Here is a 25,210-nt window from a genome sequence, read left to right as displayed (position 1 = left end):
ACTCCTTTTTAAAGAACACTTACTGCGTCCCTGTGTTGCAAGAGAATGACCAAAATAAATGAGGATTTTAGAGAGAGTTTTGTTCAACAATTCCCCAAATGGGGCAAAAAAAAGGCCCACCGAAGTGGGCCCGAAAGATTCGTTAGACTTATTTAGCTGGGTTCGCACCGTATAGGATACCGCCACCAAAGTATGAGTAGTAGATTTTGCTTGAGTCTTTTGGATCAAGAGTCACACTTCTCGCGTTTCTTTGTAGTGGAGGAAGAGAGTTCTTAGACCATGTCGCACCACCATCTTTTGTGTAAAGCATACCACCGTTACCCCATCCACCAGTCAGGTCGTAGTAACCTGAAACGTGAACTTGGTTAGGGTTCTTTGGATCAATCTTGATATCAGTCGCGTGAGTGACTTGTTTCATTCTGTTCCAAGTGTTACCACCATCAGTTGTTTTCCAAGCACCAGTCATTAACCAGTTTCCTTTGTTCTCGTAGTCAACCATCCAGATTGTGCTTGGATTATTGAAATCGATTGCGAATGCTGTAGGGTAGTACCATAGTTTGTATCCAGCATCAGCGTCTTTAGGATAGTTAACAGTTCCTCTTAGAAGTTTCCACGTTTTTGAACCATTGGCCACATCAAGGAAATAAACACCTGTGTATGGTTGGTTTGAGAACGTTGGGGCATCTCCCGTTAATAGCGCGTAAACGTTACCAGTGTTCGGGTCTACTTCAATTTGAGGAATGATCTTGTTACCTGCAGGAAGACCCGTATTCAGGTATGTCCAGCTCGCTCCATCATTGTAAGACACTGCGATACCAGTTTCATGAGTACCACCGTAGATAACATCATTCTTCGCATCATAACCAACAGACAGGAACTGACGGTTGTAGTTAGTGTCCACTGGAGTTAAGCGCTTCCAGCTTCTACCTCTATCAACAGATTTATAGATACCACCGTTACCAGTAACTGCATTAGCATGCCACTCGTTCGGGAAATCGTGTAGAGATCCGGCAGCAGAGTAGACCACTAAATCATCAGCAGGGTCGAAAGCATAGTCATAGAAGCTGTTGTACTGGTGGGATGGGATTCTGAAACTTGCCCCATGATCTTCAGACACAACACCACCGATATCGGCCGAAGCTCCGTATAGAAGGTTCGAGTTTGTCGGGTGGAATTTCATTTTATAAACAGAGATAACTTCAAGACCTCTTGTGATCCATTTTTTACCTGCTGTTGGAGTCCCTGTATCAGCATACTTTGTGAAAGCTGCCAGCCAGTTGTCTCCAGTGTTTAGAGAAGAGTGAAGGAAGAAGTATCCAGAACCAGCAACCACCGCAGAATTTCTCTGGTTGATTGCAAAACTTTCGTATCCTGAATCCCACCACCCAACATCAAGGGCCACGGCAGAGTATTCAATTTTATCTTTTGACCATGGAGCATATGGAACTACATCGTAGTCGATCTGGTTAAGCTTTAGACCCCATGTCTGTCCTTTATCACGAGACACATGCACCTTTGTACCGTACTGACGAATCCATGCTCTACCACCAGTCGTATAGATTGTTGCAGAGTCGTTTTCCGCCATCTTTAAATGGTCACCAACAGGCTGAGCATTTTTAGTGAAAGCTCCACCATTTTTAGAAACCCATACGAAACCACAAGCTGCGTATGTCTGGTCAATTGATGTTTGACCCCAGTCGTTCAGGTATTTACCTGCCCATGAACAAGCATTTGATCCATCGCTGTCTGACATCGCAAGAGTTACACCACTTGCATCAGAACCACCGGCAAAAAGTCTTACTGAACCAGCTGTCGGAGTGTAGTAAGTAGAGAACGTTACACCGTCATCGCCAGAAACAAGAACTTTTGTTTTAGTTGCGTGGTAAACTTTCCCGTTAGTGTTGTGGTCAATAAATGTTCCCACAGCTTCTTCAGAGTTTACTCTCGTCCAAGATGTCCCTTTGTTCGTTGTTCTTAAAAGACCTTTTGTCGTACCAGCATACATAATGTTGGCATTCGAGCTGTCAGAGTAGAAGTACTTAATGATTTCACCTGAGGCCAGACCCATGTTGATGGCCGTGAATGTTTCACCGGCATCAGTACTTCTCTTCGGATTGAGCCCAGCGGAAGCATGGAATACCGTTACACCATCAGCTGAGAAACCAACGCTTACAGCTTTTGTTAAATCAGAATCAAAAACGGCCTGGAAGTGGTTAACAGCATTCCAGCTCTTACCTAAGTCAGTCGACTTAAATAGAGTTCCCATGTCTGTTCCGACGAACCATAAGTTAGAGTAAGGGCTGATTGAAACACCACTCATTGCTCCACCGCCACCAACACCAAGAGGAATGTATCCTGTTGATGGAGCAGGTACTGGATCTGGATCAGGAATTACAACCGGAGCAGATGCAACAGTGATTGTGACTGTCGCTACGTTTGAGTCTGCTTTTCCATCATTTGCTTTATATGTAAATGATGTCGTTCCACTAAATCCTGAAGCAGGAGTAAAAGCACATGAAAGGGCAGAACATGAAAGAGTTCCATTTACTGGTTGAGAAACGATTGAGTACGTCAACGCGTTTCCATCATCATCTGTCCCTGCGTTCAGGCTGAAGTTAACTGCTGTATTGTATGCAGTTGAAACAGCTTGAGATGAAGGAAGAACTGGAGCGCGGTTAGCAGCAGCTACGACTGTCACAGTGACTGTAGCTACATTTGAATCACCAAGGCCATCGTTTGCTTTATAAGTAAAAGATGTCGTTCCACTGAAACCTGCAGCAGGAGTGTAAGTACAGTTTTGTCCTGTACATGTCACAGTTCCGCTCGCTGGTTTTGAAACGATACTATAAGTGATATTTGTGCTGTCGATATCAACAGCGTCGTTAAGCTTAAAAGAGACAGCTGTGTTGGCAGCAGTCGAAACTGATTGGGCAGAAGGAAGAACTGGAAGGTCATTTACTGGATTAACAGTAATTGTTCCAGTGGCGATGTTGGAATCAAGAGCACCATCATTTACTTTATATGTGAAAGTAACCTGACCATTAAAGTTTGCCGCAGGTGTGTAGGTACAGATGCGAGAAGCTCCACCTTCGCAAGATAATGACCCGCTAGCCGGGTCTGACACTTTTACATAAGTCAGAGCATTTCCTTCAGCGTCAGTTCCAGCGTTTAAGCTGAAAGTCACAGGAGCGTCTTCGTTGGTAGAGATAGATTGCGTGCTTAAAACCGCTGGAGCTGTATTAACCGGTCTTGTGGCCACATCCAGACTCACTAGAGAGAATGCATCGACATACATGTACGATGAAGCTCCGGCCTCTTTAATCGCATAGATTTCTGCAACAGTTGAGTTTGCTGGTACAGTAAAGGTCGTAGAGTATTGTTTCCACGCCGTTGAACCGATAATCATCCTGTTCTCTTGTAGTATGCCTCCGCGCGAGTTCTTAAACCTGATGCTGACCATAGAAGAGACTCCCATAGAGTCTAGCTTTCCATAGAAGCTCAGAGTGTAGCGCCCGCCAATCGTAAGTTTGCTCATTACATTTTGGGTAAGAGTTCCTAAGGCCGTACCTCCTCTGGCCGCATACTGGCCGCTTTGAGCAGTTTTTACTGCAGAAAACGAACCCGATTTGCTCCAGCTGGTAAGGCTTGACTCAAAACCAGGATTGGCCACGAGGTTGTCAGCGGCAAACGCCGTGACAGAAGAGAACAAGCACAGTGTCGTCAATATTTTCTTCTTCAAATGCTTCGTCCTTGTTGAAAAGTTAATAAATAAAAAATTGCTTAGATCCAGGTCTTAAAAACATTGGGTAAAAATTTTTTTCCGTATTCAAAATGTTATCGAACAACAGGAAAAAATCTTGATGGGGGCAATTTTCATAAGAGCGAATTATTCGGAAAAATTAAATTCAAGGACTTAAGAAAAGCATCCGATAGGGTAATTATTTAAATACCGTTTGCCTCGGTTACCTGATTTTTGTAAATGTGTTTAGACACTGAGTTGATGGTGCCATTGTGACTTCGAGTTTTATTCATGAACAACACACGTTCTCAAATGCTGGTTGCAAGAGAGAAGAGGTCATATCTCTTTGCTTCTCTCTGTAGTGCGATTGCAGCTCTGTGTATGTTCTATAAAATGTTTCAGAACGATCTCTACTTAAAAATTCTGGAGTACAAATGGTTTGCGATTGTCATCGGACTGTTGATCATTGGTAATATCGTCCACGGTTTTTTTGCTTTCAAAAGTTACAACATGCTCGATGATGAAAGTGATGTAGACACCATTAAAGCGGTAAAGAGATCGTACTACCGTTCGTTCATCATCAATTTTCTTACTCCCTACATGTTACTCATTATTCTCTTCATCCTGATGAAAGAGCTGGCGATCGCGGCGATTGCTTTCATTTTGTTCTTGTTGATGATTGCGCTATGTTATTATTTTGATCTGAAGCCCACGATGAAGTTAAAAAAATAATCTAGATCTATTCTTGAACGAATATTTTGTTTAGTAATAAATATAAATTCCGAATTTTAAGTATGACCCACTAATCATTTAAATGAGGGCGTACTTATGAAAACTTCTTTAAAGATCTTTGTCCTGATTCTTTTGAGTGTTGCTTGCAGTAAGAAAGAGGTCTCGAGTGTTGAAAGATCAACTGCCCAGGTTTCCTGCGAGAAGAGTTCAGTGATTGGAAAATGGAAGGCCAAGTCCGATGGAACTTACATTGAGTTTAAAAAAGATTGTTCTTTTGTGAGTGATGAATGTGAGTCGAGCGGGACTTACAGGACAGTTGATGGAAGAATTGATTTCGATACAATTTCTGTGAAAAAGGGAAGTGCCTGCCAGAAGGGAAAAAGTAATGCGGGCCTTAAGGTCAACGACAGCTCATTGACCTTTTCATTTTCAACAGGAGATGAAAACTACACTAAGCTATAAGTTCTTCTTGTGATAAAACGTATAAAGCTTCAGCTGATCCGTCGAAGGCTTCTTGCAGCTTTCTTTACATGCATCTAAAGATGCCTGAATTAAGTCTTCGCGGATATTGGCATTGGTATGGAGTTTTCCGGCCAGGTTGTTCATAAAAGGAATTTCTACATCTTCACCAACTGTCACTCCAATATTCCACAGAAGGCCAAAGACGAAGTCGGCATTGGCGTATTCACCGCGCTCAAAGGCCAGGTTGTACTGTTGTTTTCTTTGAACCTTCTTACCGTTAAAGAGGTTGTACTCTTTAATTTTAAGCGCCAGTTTTTTACTGTTGGCGATCTTTCCGGCAAAATAATCGGCCATCCCTTCATTGACAGGAGTAGAGTGTGAAAGCTCCATGTGGTTACTTAAAGCAACGTGTGAGAACTCATGGTAAATGATTTCTGGAACAAGAGCAGAGTCGAGGCGATAGATTTTTCGCGAGAAAAACTCAGAAGCGATATCTGAACTTTGATAAACAGCTTCAATTAAGAGACTACTTCCAACTAATCTCATGACACTACTTGGATCAGAGATCGCGCCACCTGAAAGAAGCTCAGTCATAAACTGCCTAAAGTTTGCCATGTGGGTTTGATTTCTAAAATCAATGATCGCCCCCTTAACACTTGGGCGGTCAACACTTCCCTGAAAGTCCTTTATATTGATTTCTTTTGATGGCCTAAACCAGATTTCAATATTCCAAGGAGGGATGTTCTTTGGAGGATATCCTTTCCCGGCCGGGACCGTCAGGGCATTGTTGAATTGTGGATTTAAATTATCGTTAGCAAAGTGGCCGATCTCATTGAAGACGTTAATGAGTTCAACTCGCACAATGATTTGTGGAAGATTTTTTACATAATCAGATTTTGCGACATCGACAAAGTATTGGCGTGCCTTATTTAAATGATAGTAAGTCGTCGCAGCTCTTAACTGCATGTCTTCTGTGTCATCAAAGCGCACAGCTTCATTGTCTTTTCCTTTGACGATCTTAAAGTATTTTCCTTCAAAGGCTTCATCGCTGGTTAAGTTATCCAGTTTAACATCATTAATGACTGCATTGAAGTTGTCATCGCGGACAACTGCACGCTTCATAATGTCAGAAGTATGAGCTTCAAGAGTAAAAATCAGAAGGAAAAAAGTTAAGAGCGTTTTCATATTGTCGTCCTACATTAAGTTAAAATCTGAATCCGGGTTAACTGGTGCTTCTGAAACCTGCTGGTCAATTAACATAATGGCCATGACCGAAAGAAAGCCGAATGGAGGAGGAAGAAGCACTGAGGCGACCCCACCAAAAAGCTTGACCCAAACCATGACTTTTTCCTTAGTGGTTTTTTTCGGGTTCCAGATTTCTTCCAAGGCCGCAAACTGGTCGATCTCATCAGCACTGATATAGCCGACTTCGTAAGCAGCAGTGATAATATCCAGGAAGGTTGCCTGTCTTCCATTGATCATCGTACTGTTGTTGATCAAGGCGAGCTCTTTTCTCAAAAGTTTAAGAATGAATCTGAACTTCTCCATCGGAGAAAGGCTAATGATCTCAGATTCCTGATCCACGTAATTAATGTGAATCGTGACATCTTTAGCTTCCAGTCTTTTCTTAAGAGACTTTACAACATTGGCCAGAAGAATAATTTGAGTAGCGTTGAACTTCTCGTAAAGACCTTGTCTTAATGACGTTTTATTTTTAAATCGGCCAGCATCTGTCACCAGTTTAGCTGATTCTTTTTTTCTCGTTGGAAAGTTCTTCGCAACTGTGTCCAGTGCACTTCTATAACTCGATAGAGTAAGGGGCCACTCGTGAACTTTTTTGGCCCTCATGCGCTCAAGTATTTTGAAGTCACTTTCTTTGATAATCTTTTTATCAAGCGCAAGCTTATTTAAGTGCTTTAGGTTCTTAATGAATTTATAAGATCCTTCATTAAGCTTTCCAATCAGTGCTCTATACGTGTCTTCACTACAAAGAGTCTTATTCTGAAGATCGGCAATTTTAGTTTTGTAAATGTCCAAGGCCTTCGTTTCTTCTTCAGAGGTCAGGTCGTTTTTAGCGATAGGATGGGAAAGAAAATGAGAATCGGCCGCTTTGATTAAAATACCGGCGGTAATGTCATCAATTGAATCATCTAAACGCAACCCTAAAATGGCCAACTCTGTCTCATCCTCAGATGAAAGTGAAAGCTCTTTTTGAATAGCGCTTACAACTTTAGTTGCACAACGATTGATTGTTTTATCATTGATGATCTTTCGCAATGACTCTATCGCAGGAGTGTCTTTATACATTCTCACAACATCATCTTCTTTATGTGAAGTGATGAGATGGGAATTTCCTTCTCTTAAATTCCTGTAAGGGGAGTCACTTGATAGGAGAGGAGTTATCTCGCTTGCGACGAGATTAAACATGAGTGACGAACATAGTGTTGCGATAATGAGTTTTGTTTTCATAAACACTATTTATCGCAAAACTAAATAATCGGACACCCCAGCTATAATAAATACAGAACCTTAAGGCTCCATCAAGGTTGGGGTGCCCAATGATAGGGAAAGCTAATTTCTAAGAATGTCTCTGATTTCTTTTAGTATCTGCTTCTTACCTACGCGGGCAACCAGTTCGTATTGCTCACGACTGTAGCCTGCTTCAGAGGGAATTTGGTTTTCTGGAATCAAGAGGTGTTCGGGATGTTTCCATCTTCTATACCCATAAGGTGCGTATCCAAATTCAAAACGAGGGTACTTCACATTCACTTCAAGTGTTCTGACTTTTCTTGGGGCATCCGAATAGTAGTAAATGAGTTCATGATCAGGATCGAATCCTTTAATCATATAAGAATGCTGATTGTATTTTCCCATGCCCAAGAGTTGCCATTCAACAATGTAGATAATGCCGGAATTGATTTCTTTGATCTTAACCGGGAAAGTATCCTTTTGCAGATTGTAGGCACCGACTTCGTCACCGATGTAATTGATAAAAGCGCGCACGCGCTTTTTCTCATCACTAATAGAGTCAAACATTGAAGTGTCATTGCCGAATGTCTTCATTTGTGAAGAAAGCACTTCCGGAGCATTAATGACAAAAGGAAGAGAGTGCTCATAAGAAAAAAGAATGCGAATAGCATATAGAGCATCAGCGCAGTCAGTGGGTAAACCAGTCAATAAAGTTTTTCCATCTTTAAAAATTTGTGTGGTGAGATTTTTATTCACCCATTTTTGATATTCATTCTCCCAATATTCGTTCCAGACTTGGTTGGCCTGCCATACTTCGGCCTTAACACTTGTTGTAAAAGAGAAAATTAAGAAAAACAAAAATAATAAGCGTTCCTTCATAGCACCTCCTTTTAGAAAATAAATTAAGTAATCAGCGACTTATGTTTAAAAACTAAAAATAAATTTAGTTATAAAAACTTGCGGCCTCTAGAAATTAATATTAGTTTTTTCTCACGTAAATAAAAATTCTTTGGAGGAATTATGTTTAAGAAATTTACTGCCCTGTTACTGCTTACGAGTTTTACACATGCTTTCGCAATGGCACCGGTGCAAGAGACTTCTGCTATGGCCAAAGCTTTAGAAAGAACGTTCGATGAAATGAATTATTCGTTAAACGTTGAGTGGGATCAAAAAGATCAGCAGTTCTTTAAAACAACTGTCGATGGATTTGAAAAAGAGATTCAATCTCTTCAGACTCAAGGCTTAACCAATAAAGAGTTAGTCGAGTTTACCCTGGCGAAAATCAAGGATAAACAATTACAAAATGACGTAAGAGAGATTGCTAAAACAATCAATGATGAGTCAATGTCGACTGATGAAGCAAGAAACTTTGCTCTGGAAAAACTGAGTGGGGGTTACTCGCAAGGAGCAAGCTGGTCAGGAAGCAGAATGGGAATCAAATTGGTTCTTATCCTGGGTGTGATCATCTTAATCTGTTGTGCTACAAAAGGGCATGACAATGATGATAACGATAGACCAGAGCGTCCACACTGCCGTGACAATGAGTGGGATTCTCGCTCATACCAAGGCGGAGGATGGGATCAGTGTAACAATGATGATTACTATCCATACCCACAAGCTGTTTAAGCTTTTAGGTAAAAGGCCCTCGCTTTATGCGGGGGCTTTTTTATTTTTAGAAAGGAAGCTTTAGGCCAATTTGTAAATCAATCTGTCCATCAATACGAAGTTCAGTGACTTTAGGGAGAGAGCCAATTGTAAGAGCAGGCCTTAAGATAATAGACTGAGAGTTGTTTTTTATAAGATCAAAAACATTGCCATCGGCAATGGTGAAATCGATACATTTATAGTTGCAGCGGTTGTTGGCCTTTTTATAATTGAGAAGTAGTGATTTATTTCTACCAACCCGATTTAAATCAAGACCACTAACAAAAGCAAAGCTTGCCTTGTTATTAACAGACTGATCAAATTCTTTATTGTACTGAAAGTAAACGCGTTTGATCTTGATGCTTTTGACGACATCAAAATCCAGGTTTAAATCTGGGAGATCTAATTCAATGGGATCGATTTCTACACGTTGAGGGCCTTTAATGCGCAAGAAGAGTTTTACCATCGTTTTTAAAAAAGCATTACTCAATTGTTCAAAGCTATTGGGAATGTCGGCCGTTTCATAAACATCCATGTCTTTGATGTTGTATTTTATGTTGAGGTAAAATAAATCAGGGGCGTCTTTAGTTTGCTCTAATGTCGATTTGGCATTTTCTGAGAGTTCAGAATTCCCCGCTGTCAGAGCAGTCATCATCATGGCCTCTCTTTGTAACTCTGCCAGTGTTTGCACCTTTGCAATAGGAGTAATGGACTCCGTCTGCTTTAAACAAGAAGCGCAGAGGATGAGAAGACAAGAGAATGCCAGGGTTTTGAATGAATTTCGCATAAGAGAAAATCTTAATGCAGACTGGGCATTTCTCAAGAGGGAAGAAATCTACAATGCGATGAAGCGATTTTTAAGAAATTAAGGAAACCAACACTTAGGTCTTAAAGCATAGGAAGAAACACAGGTATTTTTTGAATCGTCAAAAGGATGAAGTGATAGAGGGAGAACTTCCGAGCAAAGAGTTCCATTAATTATTGTGTCCAAACGACATTGTCTCTCTGGGTAAGAGTCGCGGATGAGTTGAGGAGCGATGTTTTTATCTTCATGCTCACATGAGATAGGAAAGTCGCGCACTAAGTTTAAAAAGTCAAGGCCTCCCAGAGCGCTTCTTAAGCAGGCCTCTAAGTCTTTTCCATTTTTCTTGGCAATAAGCTGACATTTATTTTTTAAAACAGGGCCTGCACGTTTTAGATCAATTTTTGGAGATTGTTTCTCTAGTGTGAGCATTCTTTTAAAACAAGCAGAGCTTGCGTAATAATCGGCCTGGCCCTCACTGCTCATTAAGCTCATTCCATCTGATCCAACAGGTCCGTCCCATTCAGGTGGAACATTCTTTCTTGGAGCGCCTCCAAAGAGGTGGCCAAGTTCGTGGCAAATGATCATGCGAAAAGAGTCCGGTGTAAGACGAATACTATTTAAAAGTCCGGTATTAATAATAACGGAGAGTTTATCAAAGTCATGACTGGCGCTGGCCGCGGCAGAGATATCTTCTTGAGTGATAAATTCGATAGGTTTACTAAATTCGCGGAGGGATTCTTCAGTATAAAGAGTTTTGGCATCGGCAATGATTTGTGATTTCCAATCTTCCAATGCGAAAGCGGAAAGAGAGAAAAACAAACAAAGAGACGTGACCATAAGTTTCATCTATGTAGCTTAGCAACTCCTTGGGTCTTTGCAAGAATCTTGTAGTTATTACTTGGTAAATTCTAGTGAAATTGGTAGGCTAGAGTTATGAAAACATTGATATTGGCCATGATTCTTTTTCTAGGTGTTCAAGCTGAAGGCAAAGGAGAAGAATTGAAGGTCGTGACAACTGAATTTCCACCTTATCAAATTCTTGATGGCGATGAAGTCAGAGGGATTTCTACTGAGATTGTCAAAGGTGTTTTGGAGATTGCAGGTATCAAGGCCCGTTTTTATGGTTACCCTTGGGCAAGGGCCTATCGAATTGCTCAGAAAGAACCCAATGTTTTAATTTATTCACTGGCGAGAACCGCAGAAAGAGAGAAACTCTTTAGGTGGATTGGAACTATTGTGCCTTACAATGTTTATTTCTGGAAGCTGCGCGACCGCCACGAGATTAAGGCCAATACTATTGACGAGGCCAAGCGTTATAAAACTGGCGGGACTATTGATGACATTAAATCTATCGAGTTAATAAAGCTTGGTTTTGTGTCTGGTAAAAATCTTGAACTAGTTTCAAGTGATGAAATTAGTATTAGGAAACTCTTTGCAGGAAGAATCGAAATTATGCCTTATGACGAAATGAGCTTTCTTGAAAGGATCAAAAGAGCGGGGTTTAGTTTTGATAAAGTCGAGAAAATGGGGAGAGTGGATAGCATTTCTCATGAGCTTTATATCGGGGTTAGTCTTAAGACTTCAGATGAGACAGTTAAAAAGCTAAAAAATGCACTTGTTCAGTTCAAGAAGACTAAAAGATATAGAGAGCTCCAAAATGAGATCTATAGGCGCTAATATTACTCAATTAATCTTTAAATAACATTTTCACAATAAGAAAAAATTTTGTAATACAATCAGAATATTGAAAACATAATCTGATAGGATTCACAATGGGAATTGATTACAAAGCTCCTAAAGATTTTCTTTATAATAGAAAAGGTCCATGGCCTCAGCCATGCCCGGAACATCCTTTTGGTGAATCAGCAGGAGTTATTCATCTGCCATTAAAAGAGGCCGTCGATTGGTGGCTCAATATTGGTTCTCGTTATGTCTTCACATTAGCTTACACTCCAGTGGCCTTTATTAAAGGGATCCTCAATCCAGGACTTGAGAAAGTGTGTGATGAAGAGTTTGCTCAGATGCTTACACACACTATGTTGGCAAAATTCATTAAAAATGTTTTTGATTCAAAAGATAAAGAGATTTTTGGCGACATTCTCCTCCAAGACAATATCTGGATTTGTGATTTTGAGCCGGTGAGGGTCGTAAAAACCTTCCCTGGAATTTATGCTTCGGCCACCAAGACTTTGCTAAAAAAAGACGGCGATCATTACACGGCAATTGAAATTTATGTCGATGAAACAAAGTCGATGTTCAGCCCAGGAAATGGCGATGCCTGGGAGCTGGCGAAGTATTTTGTCCTTCAAGGGGGAGCTCTTTGTTCGACATTAGTCGTGCATCCACTGCTTCATTTTCCAATGGATTCAATAAACGCTATTACTAAAACGGCCTTACCTAAAGATCATATTATTTTTCAACTCCTTATCCCGCATTTGCGTTTTACGCTTTATTTGGAAAAAGCTGTTTTGACATTTAAGAGTTCACTTCTCATGTCGAAGTGGTGGATGCCTTATGCTCCATACCCGGGAGAATATGAAGGACTGCGCGATTTATTAGTGGAAGGATATAACGGAATTGATCACAACTACAGTTACCAACCTTTTAAATACCAGTTTGAACCAGAGTTCATCGTCGGAAAATATGGAGAGTTTCATCAGGCCTATTACCCGGTCTTTAGAAAGTTTGTAACAAACATTCTGGTTGATCTTACAGAAACAGAAGTGTTTTATCTTTCAAAATGGGCCGATTATATTTCGGGATGGGTTCCAGGTTTCCCTAAAGGAGTGGAGTTGGTGCGAGACCGCGAGCTTCTTATTTCGACTGTTGCTTATTATCTTTTTGATGTGAGTATTGGGCACACAGTGGATCATTACAATTATGGGAACATGGATATTAGAAAGATTCCTTTAAGGCTTCGTCACGCTCCTCCTAAAGCAGGAGAGAAAGTTAAAATTGACCGCAGTAAGCTTACGAAGTTTTGGGACTATGGAAAATATGAAATGGCCCGTAGACTCTTTTTTAAAGAGTCTACGAAGACCAGGTTAATGGATGCTGAGTATGATTTTGGAAAGAGAAATACTCTTTTGCAGAAGCATGTTAAAGACTTTAAAAACGAATTGCGTGCAGTCGATCAAAAGTTAAAAGCCGACAAAGCGCAGTTTGCGCCTATTGATGATATCGCTGCGAGTATCCAGTTTTAATTATTTTCCTTTGAAGCGCACTTTTAGGGACTCGCCAGTATCGGCGTCTGTCCCTTGAAGCTCAAGATATTTACATCCTTTTGGGACACTCAGAATGTTCTTATCTACTTCACAGAAAGTGCGTTTTAAATTCATCTTGCGATAATTTGCAGAAGCTCCAAGTTTGATCACTGATGATACGTCACAGTTACCATTTTTAAGAACGGCGATGGCTTCAATATTATTGTCTTCGAGGTCATGTTTGATTTCACTTAAGTCATTAAGTTTTACTTTGAATGAATCTCGAGTCGCATTGATTCCTGAGAAGGCCACGCGTTCTTGAACTTTACTTCTGATCATTGGATGCACTGGTTTTTTAGTTAGACCATTCATTAGCCAATAGAAGTCTATATAGCCATTTTCGTTCGTCACAAACTTGCAACTTTCGTCTGTCTGCGTATGGATAAGAAGGATATTTTCAGAGTTTAAACTCTTTTCCAGAGTAAAAAGTTTTCTTTTAGTCATTTCTGTGGCCATCCCAGCTTGAGCGATAAAAAGAGCAGCTGCCATGATAAGTGTCGATGATTTCATAAGAACCTCGTTTCATTAGAGTAGTGGCGGCGTTATAGCTCGAAAAAAAACATTTAGGGGCACTCGTGGAAAATTTTCACGAAATCACCTTTCATTTTGTAGTTTGGTATAAGACATTTATGAAAAAAATATTGGGAATTCTGGTCTTTACACTTTTTACAGGTACTGCTTTTGCGGCCACATGCCCTGCTGATCGCAATGATTACTTTTGTATCACGCCAGAGATGGCCCCTAATTCACCAATTAAATTAACTGATTTTTATACTATCCCGGCCAGAATAATGGGGCTTTTTAACAAAGAACTTCAAAAAACTGGTTACCCGCTGATGCTTGATGCTCAATGGGAGAGTCCTTTTTTTGGGGCGGGGGTGAGCTTTTATAATCAGCAATTCCGTATGATGATTTTAGGTGGGACAACAAGAATTCAGGGCATGAGTCTGGATGCCTACGCAGCGGTTGTTTGTCACGAGATCGGACATATTATCGGAGGCGCTCCTCATCAAACTATAACTGGTGCTGAGTGGTCTTCTTCAGAAGGTCAGTCTGATTTTTTTGCAGCAAGTGTCTGCCTTCCTCGTTATTATAAAGCGATCGGAGAGTTGGAGCAAAATATCGCCAAGAGAGTTGAAAAGGCCGGCTTTGAGATGATGAACTCAATGAAAGAGTTTGATTCTAATTCGGTAGGACAAGGAAGAAAGTTGGTCAGGCATGCGGTGAACGTGACGGTGGTAAAAGAGACATTAATTAACAATTATCCTTCAATTCAATGCCGATATGAGACTTTTAGGAATCCAACAAAGAGAGCAAGCTGTTGGTATAAAGAATAGGCAGAGACACCGGAGATTTGAAAGAGTCTCTGCCTAGACAATCATTTTCTAGTTGCAATTTCGTAGGCCACAAGACCCACAAACATTACAATAAAAACTATCAAGATAATAACTGCTTGGTAATTAGAGTTCTTTTTTACTTCTGGTTTTGAAGTTGATTCGTTCGTTGGCAATTCACTCATATAGCTCCCGTATCCATGGCGGACAATTGATTAATGTCTTTGATTTAAGAGAATCTTTTAGCCAATAACAGGGGGAGCACGTGCTTTGAGATGAGAGATGTACTGATCGTTGGAAGAAACCTTGATAAAACGATTAAGGCTTTCTTTTTCGAGAGAATAAAAAAGTGGGGTAGTGAAATCAGGAAGGATAAAATCCAGGTGTTGTCCTGACTTTTTTGCGACCTTTGTTTCAATCTGTGAATGATTAACGATTAAAAGCGCCGAGGTTTCGGCCTTGTCAATTTTATAGAAATTCGGGCGCTCGAGGCTTACCATCTCTGCTTTTGGCAAACAGAAGATAAAACTTAAAACAATAAGTTTTAAATATAAAAGAGTTTGGTTGAGTCGAGTGGTCTTGTGCACGAAGAAAAATCTATCTTCTCCAGAGGGAAAATTCAAGGTTGAGTGCACTATTCTTTTGTAATAAGATTAATTTATGGACAAAAAAATCTTAAATCAAATCGCTGGAGTAAGTTTTAAACGCTATCGCCAGTTCTATAAACAGAGTGCCCCTGTCAGTGAAAAGAAATCCATTCTTAAATCAATTGAGATGGCCAGTGAGGAAAATAACCTGGCCTATGGGCTTCTCGCTGATGGGAAACTCGGGTATTTTTTTGTTTTTCGTAAAATGTTTATGGGCGAATTTCATGAACATTTTTTTCATGTCTCCTCTTGTTACTGCCTTCCTCCCGTCCGTCGCCAGTTCTATGCTCATCTGAAGAGATGTGCAAAGACGATGAAAGAAGAAACTAAAAAAGAGGAGAAGGTTCGTCGTATGGCCATTGAGATTTCGGCCGAAGACACAGTGTCGCAAAAGTATTTTGAAAAACTGGGGACATTGACCTATATCGAACTTTTGGGAAATACTAAAAAGAGTCTGGCCATTTTGCGTTCAAAACAACTTGATAACCCTGATATCAAAATAGACCTTCTCGAGAAAAAAGATATCAACCGCCTGGTTGAGCTCGATTGCGAGTCACACATCAAGGATAAAACCAGTCGTATGCATACTCTTTTTAAACGAGTAGATGCTAAAAAAGGAATGCGCAAGTTCTATCAAGAACTGTTGAAGAATAAAAGTTTGTTTGTGGCCAAAGAAAGAGGAAAACTGGTTGGAGATATCGGGTATTTTATAGATAAAAAAAGAAAGTTGGGTTTAATTGCCGCTATTTTTGTTGCCAGGGATTCTCAAGGCAAAGGAGTGAGCAAGCTTCTTTATCAAAGAGTGTTGAGAGAATTTGAAAAACAAAAGCTTCCATTTTATCTGGGAGCGAGCACTACGGAGAGAGTACTCGCAACAGCAAAAAGTATTGGACGAACGAAAACGAAGTGGGTTTATCTTCTAAAGATTTAGTATTGATAGTTTTTTATTTTTTTTAGGTTGGATATTGTTCCAAATTTTTTCAGCAAGTTCAGGGTTTCGCGCGTAAAAACTTTGAGAAAAGGCCAGGTAGACGGTCGCGCTGGCAAAGACTGTTGGGAGTTTAACCAATTCATTAAGTCCTTTTTCTTTGATGATTTGATCACCCTGGGTTTCTTCAACAACAGCGGCAATAATACGATTTAAATTAAGTTTCATGATGTTTTGTTCAGCAGTGGCAACCAAGTCACCATCAGTTTTCACATTAAGAGCATTTAAAGCATCAATTGTGTTAAAGCCTTTTTGTGCGCCAATTGTTTTATCGTTAAGATTTTCAAATTTTTTTCCATTCCAATCAAGTGGGGTATTCTTCTTTTTGTAGACTCTGAAGACAAGAATATCCACCACCTTATTGGCGTCGTAATTGTCATCATTTAATTTAGGGAAGGCCATATAACTGGCCCTTTTGTCGGAAGGGGCTGCAAAACTAGCATCAATATCTCCGCGTCTCATTTTTAGCAGGCAGCGTTCACGGGGAATGTATTGAAAACGAGCTGTGAGATTGAGATTGCTAAAAGTCTTTTTTATTAATGTTTGCCATTTTCCGGTTCCTTTAGTGTTGGTAAAAGGAGGGAAGCCAGTATCGAGACTGCAGATTCTAATGGTAACATTTTCGGCATGGGCATTAAAAAAGAAAGTAAAAAAAAGCAAGGCGAAAATTGTTTTTAAACTCACCTAATGATCTCGAAAAAAAGTGCAATAGCAATCACTGACAGACTTAAGAGACCAAACATAAAGATAAGATCGGCCGTATTTTCAATGCGTGGTTTGTCTTTTTCTGAGCGCATGGATAGATAGGAAAGAAGGCTTGCCACAAAGAAGAGCACTATTGGTAAAATTACACACTCATCCAGCAAGGTGATTTCTGATTTCTCTCCCATTTTAACGTAGCTTAAAATGAAAAAACAAATCCCTAACAGATTAGATGACGTGGGAAGAATGTGATGGGTGATAGGAGTACGGTTTTCTTTTTTCATAAGACCTAGTTGTCAATTTCAATAAGAACCTGGTAGCCGTTAAAGATGGGAATAGAGTTAATGAATGTGACCAAGACTCGTCCCCAGCCGGCAGCTTTAATAGAAGGGTGGTAAACGGCCTCAATCTTAGAGCGCCCATTTTTTGGAAGAATTAAAACTTGATAAGCGTCTTTTAGACCACGCCAGTTTACTCTTTTTACGAATTGAAGCTTGGCCTTCTCAAGTTCAATTACACCTTTGGTCTCTAGTTCGAGGTATCCTCTTTCGTCACGAAACTCTGGTGGAAACTCAAAAACAGTTTCGCCTTTTAATTGATCTTCTGGAATGGGGACCAGGATTTTTTTCTGAATATGGTAACTGAGCTTGGCAACAAATTTTTCTGGAGAATTCTCCAGAACTTCAACCTGAGCGCTACCGCCTGAGTGCAGTTTTCCTTTTTCTATATGGTAATTGGCCATAGGACCGGCAAAGGCCACTTTTACGGTTAAAAAAAAGGACAATAATCCAGTGAGTAGTATGTTCATAAGAAATCCTATCTTAGTTTTTCATAAAAGTTTATCGAAACTCTTGCCCTTTTTTAAGGGGAATCTGACTTATATTATGTTTTTTTAGATGATCTAGGGATAAAATGAGGATAACTAATCAAAGAGGCGAAGATGCTAAATTATGTCAGTGCCGATGAGGCCGTTCTAGAAATCAAATCCAATGACAATGTTTTTATTCATTCTGCGGCCGCAACTCCGCAAGAACTTATTAAGTCTATGGTTAAAAGGTCAAAAGACCTAAGTAACGTTCATATTTATCATATGCATACTGAAGGTGACGCAAGTTATGCCGGCGACATTTACCGTGAAAATTTTAAGGTTCACTCCTTTTTTAACGGCGGAAATATGCGCGAAGCTACTAACAATCACTTGGTGTCGAACTACGTACCGATCTTTTTAAGTGACATTCCCCATCTCTTTTATAATCAGAAAGTAGAACTCGATGTGGCCATGGTGCAACTAACTCCACCAGATAAGCATGGAATGTGTAGCCTTGGGCCTTCTGTCGATATCTCTATCGCGGCCCTTAAAACAGCTAAAAAAATTATTGCACAAATTAATCCGCGCCTGCCTAGGACTTTTGGTGACCAGATCCATTGCTCAAAAATCACGAAGGCCATTTTAGTTGAGGCCCCTCTCTATCAAAGTAAAGAACTCATTAGCTCTCCCGTGACGGATGCTATCGGGAAAAATATTGCGGGCCTGATTGAAGATGGCTCGACACTCCAGTTGGGGATTGGGGCCATCCCGAATGCGGTTTTATCTCGCCTCGGAAACCATAAGGACTTAGGGATTCATACTGAAATGTTCTCTGACGGTGTTATCTCATTAAGAGATAAGGGCGTTATCACTGGAAAGTATAAAGTAAAACACCCGGGAAAAATTGTTTCAAGTTTTGTTATTGGTTCACAAAAAATTTATGACTTTATTGATGATAACCCGGAAGTTTTGCTTCTGGATTGTTCGTACACGAACAATCCACACATCATCGCTCAGAACCCAAAAGTGGTAGCGATCAACAGTGCGATTGAAATTGATCTCACAGGACAAGTTTGTGCTGATTCAATTGGGCCTCGAATTTATTCGGGGATTGGAGGTCAGATGGACTTTATCCGTGGGGCCGCTCTGTCAAAAGGAGGAAAGCCAATTATTGCTATTCCTTCTAAAACATCAAAAGGCGAATCGAAGATTGTTCCTTTCTTAAAACCCGGGGCGGGAGTTGTGACAACCAGAGCTCACGTGCAATATGTGGTAACTGAATATGGAGTGGCCTACCTGCATGGCCTGACATTGGAAGAGAGGTCAAAGGCGCTGATCAATATTGCAGCCCCGGAACACCGTGAAGACCTCTCTCGCAAGTTTCATGAATTGTGGCTGCGATAAACAGCAAAAGGACCAAAGGCCTGTTCTGTCGGCATCAGTGAAATAACATTGATATTGAGATGAGCAGGTCTATTGATAACCCATTCAATCGTCTCAGCAATATCATCGGCACTTAAAGCTTGCATGCCTTTATAGACAGCTTCGGCTTTATTTTTGTCTCCTCTAAAGCGCACTTCTGAAAATTCGCTCTCGCACATTCCCGGCTCAATATTTGTCACACGCACTTTTGTTCCTAGAAGATCTGAGCGCATGTTTAAACTTAATTGATGAACAAAGGCCTTCGTTGCCCCATACACATTTCCTCCAGGATAAGGATATTCTCCGGCTACTGAGCCAAGGTTTACAATGTGACCACGGTTTCTCTTGACCATTTCAGGCAGGATTTTGTGGGTACAGTAAAGAAGTCCATTGATATTGGTTTGAACCATTGTCTCCCAATCTTCTAGTGAAGCTTTGTGAGCAGGGTCTGTTCCCAAAGCAAGGCCTGCGTTGTTGATTAGAACGTCGATGTTTTTGAGTTCTGTCGGAAGCGAGTCAATGGCAGATTCAACCGCCTTTTTATCTTGAACATCAAGCTTAAGCGGATAAAGGTTTTCCCCTAACTCTTTTTTCATTTCTTCGAGTCTTTCAATTCGTCTGCCAGTGGCAATAACGGTATGTCCTGATTTGATAAAGCGTTTAGTCATAGCAGCGCCGAAACCTGCGGTGGCACCAGTGATGAAAATAATCATGGAGGGCTCCTTGTTCATTGCCCACATCATACGCTAGAATAAAGTAAATGAAAAAAAAAATTGCTTATTTCATTGGCTGGATTCTCATCCTTGAGGTTCTTTTACAATTGACGGCCTTTGCTGTTCAGAGCTGGAATAAACATTCAAGACAAAGCGCTAACATTTCATCAGGAACATTTAATATACTTTGCCTTGGGGAGTCTACAACTGGACTTGGAGGAGAGTCATCTTATCCTAAGATTTTAGAAAAAAAATTGGCGATAAAAAGTGGTTCAAATCACTACAAAGTCATTAATGCAGGAATGCCGGGAAAAGACACCAATGATATTTTAGATAATATAGATGCATTGATTGCTCAAAATAATCCTTCGTTGGGAATTTTGATGGTAGGGATTAATGATTATTGGAACCTTCCGGATAAGGAAATGCAGTGGTGGGAGAAGAGTCTGGAATGGGTGTCTGGATACTCAAGAATTGCAAAGATCATCAGGCTGAGTGTTATTAATTTTAAGTCCGATAATACGATTCCAGAGGAGAGAGAAGTTTTTATCTCGACTTGTAATCAAGGTCCAAAATATTCAACTCCTGAGTACCAAAATCAAAAGGCCCTAGAAGAATTAGTGGCGCAAAAAATTACCAGCTATGATATCTACCTAAATCTGGCACAAATATACCGTCAGAAAAATCAAATTCAAAAAAGTATTGAGATTTTGAAGTTAGGGATAAAAAGGCTCAATCCGTTTGGATATTGTGCAGACTCGTATTTACTCCAGGAGAGAGTTGTAGAGTATTACGAAAAGGATTTAAAAGATCCTAAAAAAGCGCTTGAGCAGATTGAAGAATTTTTAAATCAAAGAATGATTACCCATTATCGCTTTAAACTATTGGATGTGAGAAATAGAATCAGGAAAGACTTGGGAATGTCACCGGCCAGGGCAAAGGTTCTCACGTATTGGGAAAATACGACTTTCAAAAAAAACCTGCAATCTCTCGTAAGAAAGTTTCAAGAAAAAGGATTGCCTGTCATTGTAATGCAGTACCCATTGATGCCAGTTAACCCTTTAAAACGTATACTTTTAGATGATTCAGGCGTGACTTTTGTTGAAAACATCAATGAGTTTGAAGAGCTCCTTAAGAAAAAGACTTATAACGAAGTTTTTTCCGATCATTTTGCTCATGTCTTTGGCCACATGACTCCACTGGGCGCACAAACCATGGCAGAAAATCTGGTTCCTGTTATACTTAAAATCTCAGGAGACATGAAAAAACCGTGAAGACTTTTAAGAAGATTATTATTTTTTCTTTTGTAATGCTGTTCTTTTTAGAGCTTTCACTTCATACCACCGCCTTCGTGCTTCAAAAGATACTGCAAAAATCTCAGGAGAGTCATGTTAGTGGTGCCAAATATAAAATTCTTTGTATTGGGGAATCAACGACTGCCTGGGGAGGGGATGTTTCTTATCCTTCATTGTTGGAAAAAACTCTCAACCTTAGGTTTGGAGAAAATGCGTTTCAAGTAATCAATGGCGGAATAACTGGAACAACGACTAGAGTGCTTATTGAGCATACACCTAAATTGATTCAGGAACACGCCCCTGACGTGGGTATAGTCATGACAGGGATTAATGATTTATGGTCGCTGGCCGATAATGATCCTGAGCCATGGGAAGCAGGATTGGAATGGCTTTCAGAATACTCTAGGATTGCTAAATTTGTCAGGATCACTTTAGCTAACAAGAAATTTGCCTTGAGAGAAGATACAACTCACGTGATTGCCTCAGGGTGCGGGCAAACAACTCATTATAGTGAAGTTCAGACAAAATTTAATGACTATGTTTATCGTGCCGGGCTGATGGTAGAAGAAGGTAAGACCAAGGAAGCGATTCATTTTCTGGAAGCTAAAGCGAAACTTCTCAATAGCAACGGCTATTGCAGCGACTCCTACCCATTATTAGAAAAAATAATTGAAATTCAGCGTGATGCCCTAAAAAATCCTAAACTTGCTTTAGAAACAGTTGAAATTGTTTTAAAATCAGACGTCGTCCCATTTCACCGTCCAATGTTTGTAAATATAAAAAACAGCCTTCGAGAAGAGTTAAAACTTCCATCAGACGGAATCACCTATGCTACTCAAACAGATTATTGGGAAAATTCATCTTATAAAACAAATATCCAGCGCATTATTAGAAGCTTTCAAGAGAAAGGAATTCCTGTCGTCGTTATGCAGTACCCACGTCTCCCCGTGGCCCCGCTGAAGCGAGTGATCATTGCTCACGAAGGAGTGACCTTCGTTGAAAACAACGAGAACTTCAAAAAAATGATGGAAAAAAAACAGTTCAGCGACCTCTTCTCTGATGGCTTTGGAAAAGTTTTCGGCCATTTTACCCCTTTAGGTGCCCAAATGGTTGCCAACACTGCGGCCCTCGGAGTCCTCGAAGCACTTGATATCAAGCCTTAGTCCTGTAAAAAATACAGGATCCCCCTGTCCGTCATTTAATTATTGTCTCCCGCTGGGTAGAAACTCGGAAATTTATTCTGAGGACTTTTTATGGCAAACAATAAAGCACTAGTGGCCCTGGCGATCGTTCTTTCGAGTACGTCTTTTTCTGCGATGGCCGATAGTAAAAAACCAATTGGCTGGCAGATTAAAAATAAAACCTGGAACAAGTCATTTGAGAAATCATATGAAGAGTTCGTTGCGACTTTAGGGAAGGGGAAAAAATCTGGTGCCTGTCACACGACGAGTGACTGCTTAAAGAGCCCTGTGGCCAATCCTCGCTATTATAATTTGAATCCTGAAGGTCTTTCTGATGTTTACTCGGACTGTGCTGATCTACCGTATATTTTGAGAGCGTATTTTAGCTGGATGAATGATCTTCCCTTTACGTATCCGGTTAACCTAACTCCAGCTCCAATTAAATCACCTGAGATTACAGCTCTATTGGCGGAACTTGAAAGACTAAACCTTGAATTAGAAAAGGCAAGCTTTCTAAAAAAACCGATTATTAAGGCCCAAATCAGAAGCATAAGAAAAAAAATCTACGGGGATAAAGACACTGATATTCGTTACAATCGTTTTGGAAACACTCTGGTTCAAAAACGCTATGTAAAAAACGGCGACAATATCAATACGATTCTCGAAGGCGTTGCAAATAGCATTTCAACAGCATCGTTTCGTACCGATGCCTCGTCTGATATGACCAATGAACTATTTAGAGATACATACCCGGTGTCGATTAACAGAAATGCTATTAAACCGGGGACTGTTCTATACGATCCAAACGGACATATTGCTGTCGTTTACGAAGTGACAACTAACGGGAAAGTGCACTTAATTGATGCTCACCCAGATAACAGCTTAACGGCGATCACTTACGGAGAGAAATTCTCGCAGACGATTGTGGAAATTGGTGGGGGATTTTCCAACTGGAGACCATTTAGTGTTGAAGCTGGTGTCAATGCCGTTTCAAACGACGAACTTCCTGATTATTCTTTAGAGCAATTTGAAAAAGGTAAAAAATTTATTTTTAATAATAAAGAAATGGATTTTTACGAATATGTCCGCAATAAACTTTCTGTAGGCAATCTTGTTTATAACCCTGTTGTCGAGTTAACAGAAATGATGGATGAAATCTGTCATGATGTAAAAGAAAGAGTTTCTGCGGTCGATGCTTCTATTAAAGCAGGGCTTTCAACTCAAAACCACCCGGATAAACTTCCTGATAATATTTATGGAACAGACGGGGATTGGGAGAGTTATTCAACTCCTTCAAGAGATGCGCGTTTAAAAGCATCGATTCGTGAAGGGCGTACACTTATGATTAAAATGATCGAGGGTTATAGAAACTCAGATCCGGCCATTAGATACCAGGGGCATGATTTAATCGCGGATCTTAAAGCAGCTTATGCTAAAGAAAGCAAATCTTGCTCGTTTGATATTAAAAGGACAAACGGAACAATAAAGTCGTTTAACCTGGATCACGTTTTAAAGAATATTTTTAAGCTCTCTTTTGATCCATACCACTGTATTGAGCTTCGTTGGGGGATGCTGGATGCTGAATCATTGCAGTCATGTAATGCCAATAAAGACAAAATGGAATGGTACCAGGCAGAGCAAGGATTAAGAAATACGATTGATAGAAACTATTCATTAAAAATGGATTTCTCTTTAAAAGAACTTCCAGGAGCTTCGATCTCAAGAGTGAAAGAAGAGAATATTTCTATTGAAGACGTTTTAAAAAATTAAATACGCTCGAGGATACTATAACCTAAGAAGTCTTTGGTATCCTCGATCCTCTTTTCCGGGTTGTCTTTCACCCAGCCAGGAGTGGGAGGAGTCCTTCCAACTTTTTCAGATTCAACCCCAAAGAATTTTGTCTCTTTTTGTTTCCAGCCAAATCCTTTAAAAAATTCAAACCAGTTTTCCGGATAAAAAAGGAAAGGAGCATTTTTCATCTGCTTTAACCTTTTTGGCGTTCTCAAGAATTTTAAAATTTCCGGTGAGTAGTACTCGGTGATCCAATAACAAAAATTAGGATGCTGGTGAAGTGAAGAGGCCAGAGCTGCTGCATCTTCATTGGAAAGATAGGGGACAACTCCTTCTGTCATCACCAGGACTTTTTTTGATTCTCCTGCCACCTTTGCCAAAAAATCTTCACGCAATTTTTCAACTGACAAGTCGAGTTTCACTCTTTCTAAACGGCAAAGAGGATCAATCGATTTTAATTTTTCTTCTTTGGTGTCGATGATTTTAGGGAAATCCACTTCAATCCAACGCAAGTTTTTTGGGATCGAAAGGCGATAAGGTCTGGTGTCAAGACCAGCCCCCAGGTTTAAAACGGTATCAATGTTTTGATCTTTAACTATATCGGTGATGAATTTATCGATGATATAGGTCCTGATGACCACAGACCATGAAGTGTACCGCGAACCCTGAGTCCTGATAGCTACTTTTGATCCTGCATCTCCTAAAAGAAGTGAAGCATAGGGGTCTTTAAAAAGTGCATCTTTTCTTTTAGATTCTTCTGCTCGGTAAGCTGCCACCCACAAGGCAGTGTCAGTGACATCGTTAATTTCCAGGGTCTCGATTTTCATGCTCATTAGTTTAAACAACTGTGAGCGAGAAGTAATTAGATAACATTTAAAAGTTTAAAACGATGATTAGCGTATTGACGGGCCTCTCGGGCCTCACGCATATGATGAGCTTCTTGTTTCAGATTATCTTGTTTTAAATAGCGCCTTTCTGTCTTGGATGCTTTTTTTATGGCCTCTTGATTTCTCGAGTGCAGCTTCCTGAACGGATCTTTGTAGGGGCTGACCTGCTTGGAGGGAAGTCGTTTGAATTGAAGAAGGTAGAGGCGTTCGCTAATCATCGCTCCATTATAATGAGAATTGAAAGAGGTGCGGTTGGTATTATTTAGGTGATGGATTTTCACATGCTTAAGTCGCTCAACTAATCCATTTAGTGGGATATAGTTTGACT

At 40.2% G+C, this 25,210-nt stretch carries 26 protein-coding genes; 11 read left to right on the top strand and 15 right to left on the bottom strand.

The window, feature by feature from the left end; genetic code table 11:
- Positions 1–148: 148 nt before the first annotated feature.
- Positions 149–3,739, bottom strand: a complete 3,591-nt coding sequence (locus ACN20O_RS01555; RefSeq protein ID WP_491636531.1) for an Ig-like domain-containing protein — start codon at positions 3,737–3,739, stop codon at positions 149–151.
- A gap of 291 nt (positions 3,740–4,030) precedes the next feature.
- Here ACN20O_RS01555 and ACN20O_RS01550 point away from each other — a divergent pair, with 291 nt between their 5' ends.
- Both ACN20O_RS01550 and ACN20O_RS01545 read left to right on the top strand, forming a co-directional pair.
- On the top strand, positions 4,031–4,471 hold the full coding sequence (locus ACN20O_RS01550; RefSeq protein ID WP_491636529.1) for a hypothetical protein: 441 nt from the start codon (positions 4,031–4,033) through the stop codon (positions 4,469–4,471).
- Positions 4,472–4,567: 96 nt separating this feature from the next.
- Positions 4,568–4,933: a hypothetical protein gene (locus ACN20O_RS01545; RefSeq protein WP_491636527.1), complete on the top strand. Its 366-nt coding sequence runs from the start codon at positions 4,568–4,570 to the stop codon at positions 4,931–4,933.
- Here the strand turns inward: ACN20O_RS01545 and ACN20O_RS01540 are convergent.
- The 3 genes from ACN20O_RS01540 to ACN20O_RS01530 form a co-directional block, all read right to left on the bottom strand.
- Positions 4,928–6,118 carry a hypothetical protein gene (locus ACN20O_RS01540; protein WP_491636525.1) on the bottom strand — a complete coding sequence of 397 codons (1,191 nt, stop codon included), beginning with the start codon at positions 6,116–6,118 and terminating at the stop codon, positions 4,928–4,930. The two genes, ACN20O_RS01545 and ACN20O_RS01540, sit on opposite strands and share 6 nt — an antisense overlap.
- A gap of 9 nt (positions 6,119–6,127) precedes the next feature.
- The gene (locus ACN20O_RS01535; protein ID WP_491636523.1) at positions 6,128–7,402 is read right to left on the bottom strand and encodes a hypothetical protein; all 1,275 of its coding nucleotides are present in this window, start codon (positions 7,400–7,402) and stop codon (positions 6,128–6,130) included.
- Between the two features lie 102 nt (positions 7,403–7,504).
- Positions 7,505–8,281 (bottom strand): hypothetical protein, encoded by a 777-nt coding sequence (locus ACN20O_RS01530; protein ID WP_491636521.1) that lies wholly within the window; start codon positions 8,279–8,281, stop codon positions 7,505–7,507.
- A 141-nt stretch (positions 8,282–8,422) separates the two neighbouring features.
- Here ACN20O_RS01530 and ACN20O_RS01525 point away from each other — a divergent pair, with 141 nt between their 5' ends.
- The gene (locus ACN20O_RS01525; protein WP_491636519.1) at positions 8,423–9,028 is read left to right on the top strand and encodes a hypothetical protein; all 606 of its coding nucleotides are present in this window, start codon (positions 8,423–8,425) and stop codon (positions 9,026–9,028) included.
- A gap of 46 nt (positions 9,029–9,074) precedes the next feature.
- On the opposite strand, the gene ACN20O_RS01520 is transcribed toward ACN20O_RS01525, so the two are convergent.
- Both ACN20O_RS01520 and ACN20O_RS01515 read right to left on the bottom strand, forming a co-directional pair.
- On the bottom strand, positions 9,075–9,833 hold the full coding sequence (locus tag ACN20O_RS01520) for a hypothetical protein (RefSeq protein WP_491636517.1): 759 nt from the start codon (positions 9,831–9,833) through the stop codon (positions 9,075–9,077).
- A 78-nt stretch (positions 9,834–9,911) separates the two neighbouring features.
- A complete protein-coding gene (locus tag ACN20O_RS01515; protein WP_491636515.1) occupies positions 9,912–10,697 on the bottom strand; it encodes a hypothetical protein in 786 nt (261 codons plus the stop codon).
- An 87-nt stretch (positions 10,698–10,784) separates the two neighbouring features.
- Between ACN20O_RS01515 and ACN20O_RS01510 the strand changes: the two genes are divergently transcribed.
- Both ACN20O_RS01510 and ACN20O_RS01505 read left to right on the top strand, forming a co-directional pair.
- Complete coding sequence (locus ACN20O_RS01510) at positions 10,785–11,528, top strand: substrate-binding periplasmic protein (protein WP_491636513.1); 744 nt, start codon at positions 10,785–10,787, stop codon at positions 11,526–11,528.
- A gap of 95 nt (positions 11,529–11,623) precedes the next feature.
- Entirely contained in the window at positions 11,624–13,054 is a 1,431-nt protein-coding gene (locus ACN20O_RS01505) for a hypothetical protein (RefSeq protein WP_491636511.1), read from the top strand.
- Here the strand turns inward: ACN20O_RS01505 and ACN20O_RS01500 are convergent, their stop codons facing one another.
- Positions 13,055–13,624: a hypothetical protein gene (locus tag ACN20O_RS01500; protein WP_491636509.1), complete on the bottom strand. Its 570-nt coding sequence runs from the start codon at positions 13,622–13,624 to the stop codon at positions 13,055–13,057.
- Between the two features lie 119 nt (positions 13,625–13,743).
- On the opposite strand from ACN20O_RS01500, the gene ACN20O_RS01495 reads away from it, so the two are divergent.
- Positions 13,744–14,451: a hypothetical protein gene (locus ACN20O_RS01495; protein WP_491636507.1), complete on the top strand. Its 708-nt coding sequence runs from the start codon at positions 13,744–13,746 to the stop codon at positions 14,449–14,451.
- A gap of 41 nt (positions 14,452–14,492) precedes the next feature.
- Here the strand turns inward: ACN20O_RS01495 and ACN20O_RS01490 are convergent, their stop codons facing one another.
- Both ACN20O_RS01490 and ACN20O_RS01485 read right to left on the bottom strand, forming a co-directional pair.
- The gene (locus ACN20O_RS01490; protein ID WP_491636505.1) at positions 14,493–14,633 is read right to left on the bottom strand and encodes a hypothetical protein; all 141 of its coding nucleotides are present in this window, start codon (positions 14,631–14,633) and stop codon (positions 14,493–14,495) included.
- Positions 14,634–14,690: 57 nt separating this feature from the next.
- Positions 14,691–15,035: a hypothetical protein gene (locus tag ACN20O_RS01485; protein ID WP_491636503.1), complete on the bottom strand. Its 345-nt coding sequence runs from the start codon at positions 15,033–15,035 to the stop codon at positions 14,691–14,693.
- Between the two features lie 73 nt (positions 15,036–15,108).
- Here ACN20O_RS01485 and ACN20O_RS01480 point away from each other — a divergent pair, with 73 nt between their 5' ends.
- Positions 15,109–16,026, top strand: coding sequence for a GNAT family N-acetyltransferase (locus tag ACN20O_RS01480; protein WP_491636501.1), 918 nt, complete (start codon positions 15,109–15,111; stop codon positions 16,024–16,026).
- Here the strand turns inward: ACN20O_RS01480 and ACN20O_RS01475 are convergent.
- Genes ACN20O_RS01475 through ACN20O_RS01465 form a run of 3 tightly spaced genes read right to left on the bottom strand, consistent with a single transcriptional unit; the run spans position 16,015 to position 17,593 of the window.
- Positions 16,015–16,767, bottom strand: a complete 753-nt coding sequence (locus ACN20O_RS01475; RefSeq protein WP_491636499.1) for a substrate-binding periplasmic protein — start codon at positions 16,765–16,767, stop codon at positions 16,015–16,017. The two genes, ACN20O_RS01480 and ACN20O_RS01475, sit on opposite strands and share 12 nt — an antisense overlap.
- Positions 16,764–17,069 carry a hypothetical protein gene (locus tag ACN20O_RS01470; protein ID WP_491636497.1) on the bottom strand — a complete coding sequence of 102 codons (306 nt, stop codon included), beginning with the start codon at positions 17,067–17,069 and terminating at the stop codon, positions 16,764–16,766. The genes ACN20O_RS01475 and ACN20O_RS01470 overlap by 4 nt, the downstream gene beginning before the upstream one ends.
- A gap of 5 nt (positions 17,070–17,074) precedes the next feature.
- Positions 17,075–17,593 (bottom strand): hypothetical protein, encoded by a 519-nt coding sequence (locus ACN20O_RS01465; protein WP_491636495.1) that lies wholly within the window; start codon positions 17,591–17,593, stop codon positions 17,075–17,077.
- 132 nt (positions 17,594–17,725) lie between these two features.
- On the opposite strand from ACN20O_RS01465, the gene ACN20O_RS01460 reads away from it, so the two are divergent.
- Positions 17,726–18,997, top strand: coding sequence for an acetyl-CoA hydrolase/transferase family protein (locus ACN20O_RS01460; RefSeq protein WP_491636493.1), 1,272 nt, complete (start codon positions 17,726–17,728; stop codon positions 18,995–18,997).
- On the opposite strand, the gene ACN20O_RS01455 is transcribed toward ACN20O_RS01460, so the two are convergent.
- Entirely contained in the window at positions 18,976–19,728 is a 753-nt protein-coding gene (locus ACN20O_RS01455; RefSeq protein ID WP_491636491.1) for an SDR family oxidoreductase, read from the bottom strand. The genes ACN20O_RS01460 and ACN20O_RS01455 overlap by 22 nt on opposite strands.
- Before the next feature lie 47 nt (positions 19,729–19,775).
- Between ACN20O_RS01455 and ACN20O_RS01450 the strand changes: the two genes are divergently transcribed.
- The 3 genes from ACN20O_RS01450 to ACN20O_RS01440 all read left to right on the top strand — a co-directional run bounded on the left by ACN20O_RS01450 (position 19,776) and on the right by ACN20O_RS01440 (position 23,974).
- Positions 19,776–21,002, top strand: a complete 1,227-nt coding sequence (locus tag ACN20O_RS01450; protein WP_491636489.1) for a hypothetical protein — start codon at positions 19,776–19,778, stop codon at positions 21,000–21,002.
- Complete coding sequence (locus ACN20O_RS01445; protein WP_491636487.1) at positions 20,999–22,186, top strand: SGNH/GDSL hydrolase family protein; 1,188 nt, start codon at positions 20,999–21,001, stop codon at positions 22,184–22,186. Before ACN20O_RS01450 ends, ACN20O_RS01445 begins: the two co-directional genes overlap by 4 nt.
- 90 nt (positions 22,187–22,276) lie before the next feature.
- Positions 22,277–23,974, top strand: a complete 1,698-nt coding sequence (locus tag ACN20O_RS01440) for a hypothetical protein (protein WP_491636485.1) — start codon at positions 22,277–22,279, stop codon at positions 23,972–23,974.
- On the opposite strand, the gene ACN20O_RS01435 is transcribed toward ACN20O_RS01440, so the two are convergent.
- Positions 23,971–24,822 carry a class I SAM-dependent methyltransferase gene (locus tag ACN20O_RS01435; RefSeq protein WP_491636483.1) on the bottom strand — a complete coding sequence of 284 codons (852 nt, stop codon included), beginning with the start codon at positions 24,820–24,822 and terminating at the stop codon, positions 23,971–23,973. The genes ACN20O_RS01440 and ACN20O_RS01435 overlap by 4 nt on opposite strands.
- Before the next feature lie 35 nt (positions 24,823–24,857).
- On the bottom strand, positions 24,858–25,100 hold the full coding sequence (locus tag ACN20O_RS01430) for a hypothetical protein (RefSeq protein ID WP_491636481.1): 243 nt from the start codon (positions 25,098–25,100) through the stop codon (positions 24,858–24,860).
- Positions 25,101–25,210 lie beyond the last annotated feature (110 nt).

Source organism: Bacteriovorax sp. As-1, from assembly GCF_058446905.1.
Note: the sequence above shows the minus strand (reverse complement) of the source record. Positions and strands in the feature narration are given on the sequence as shown.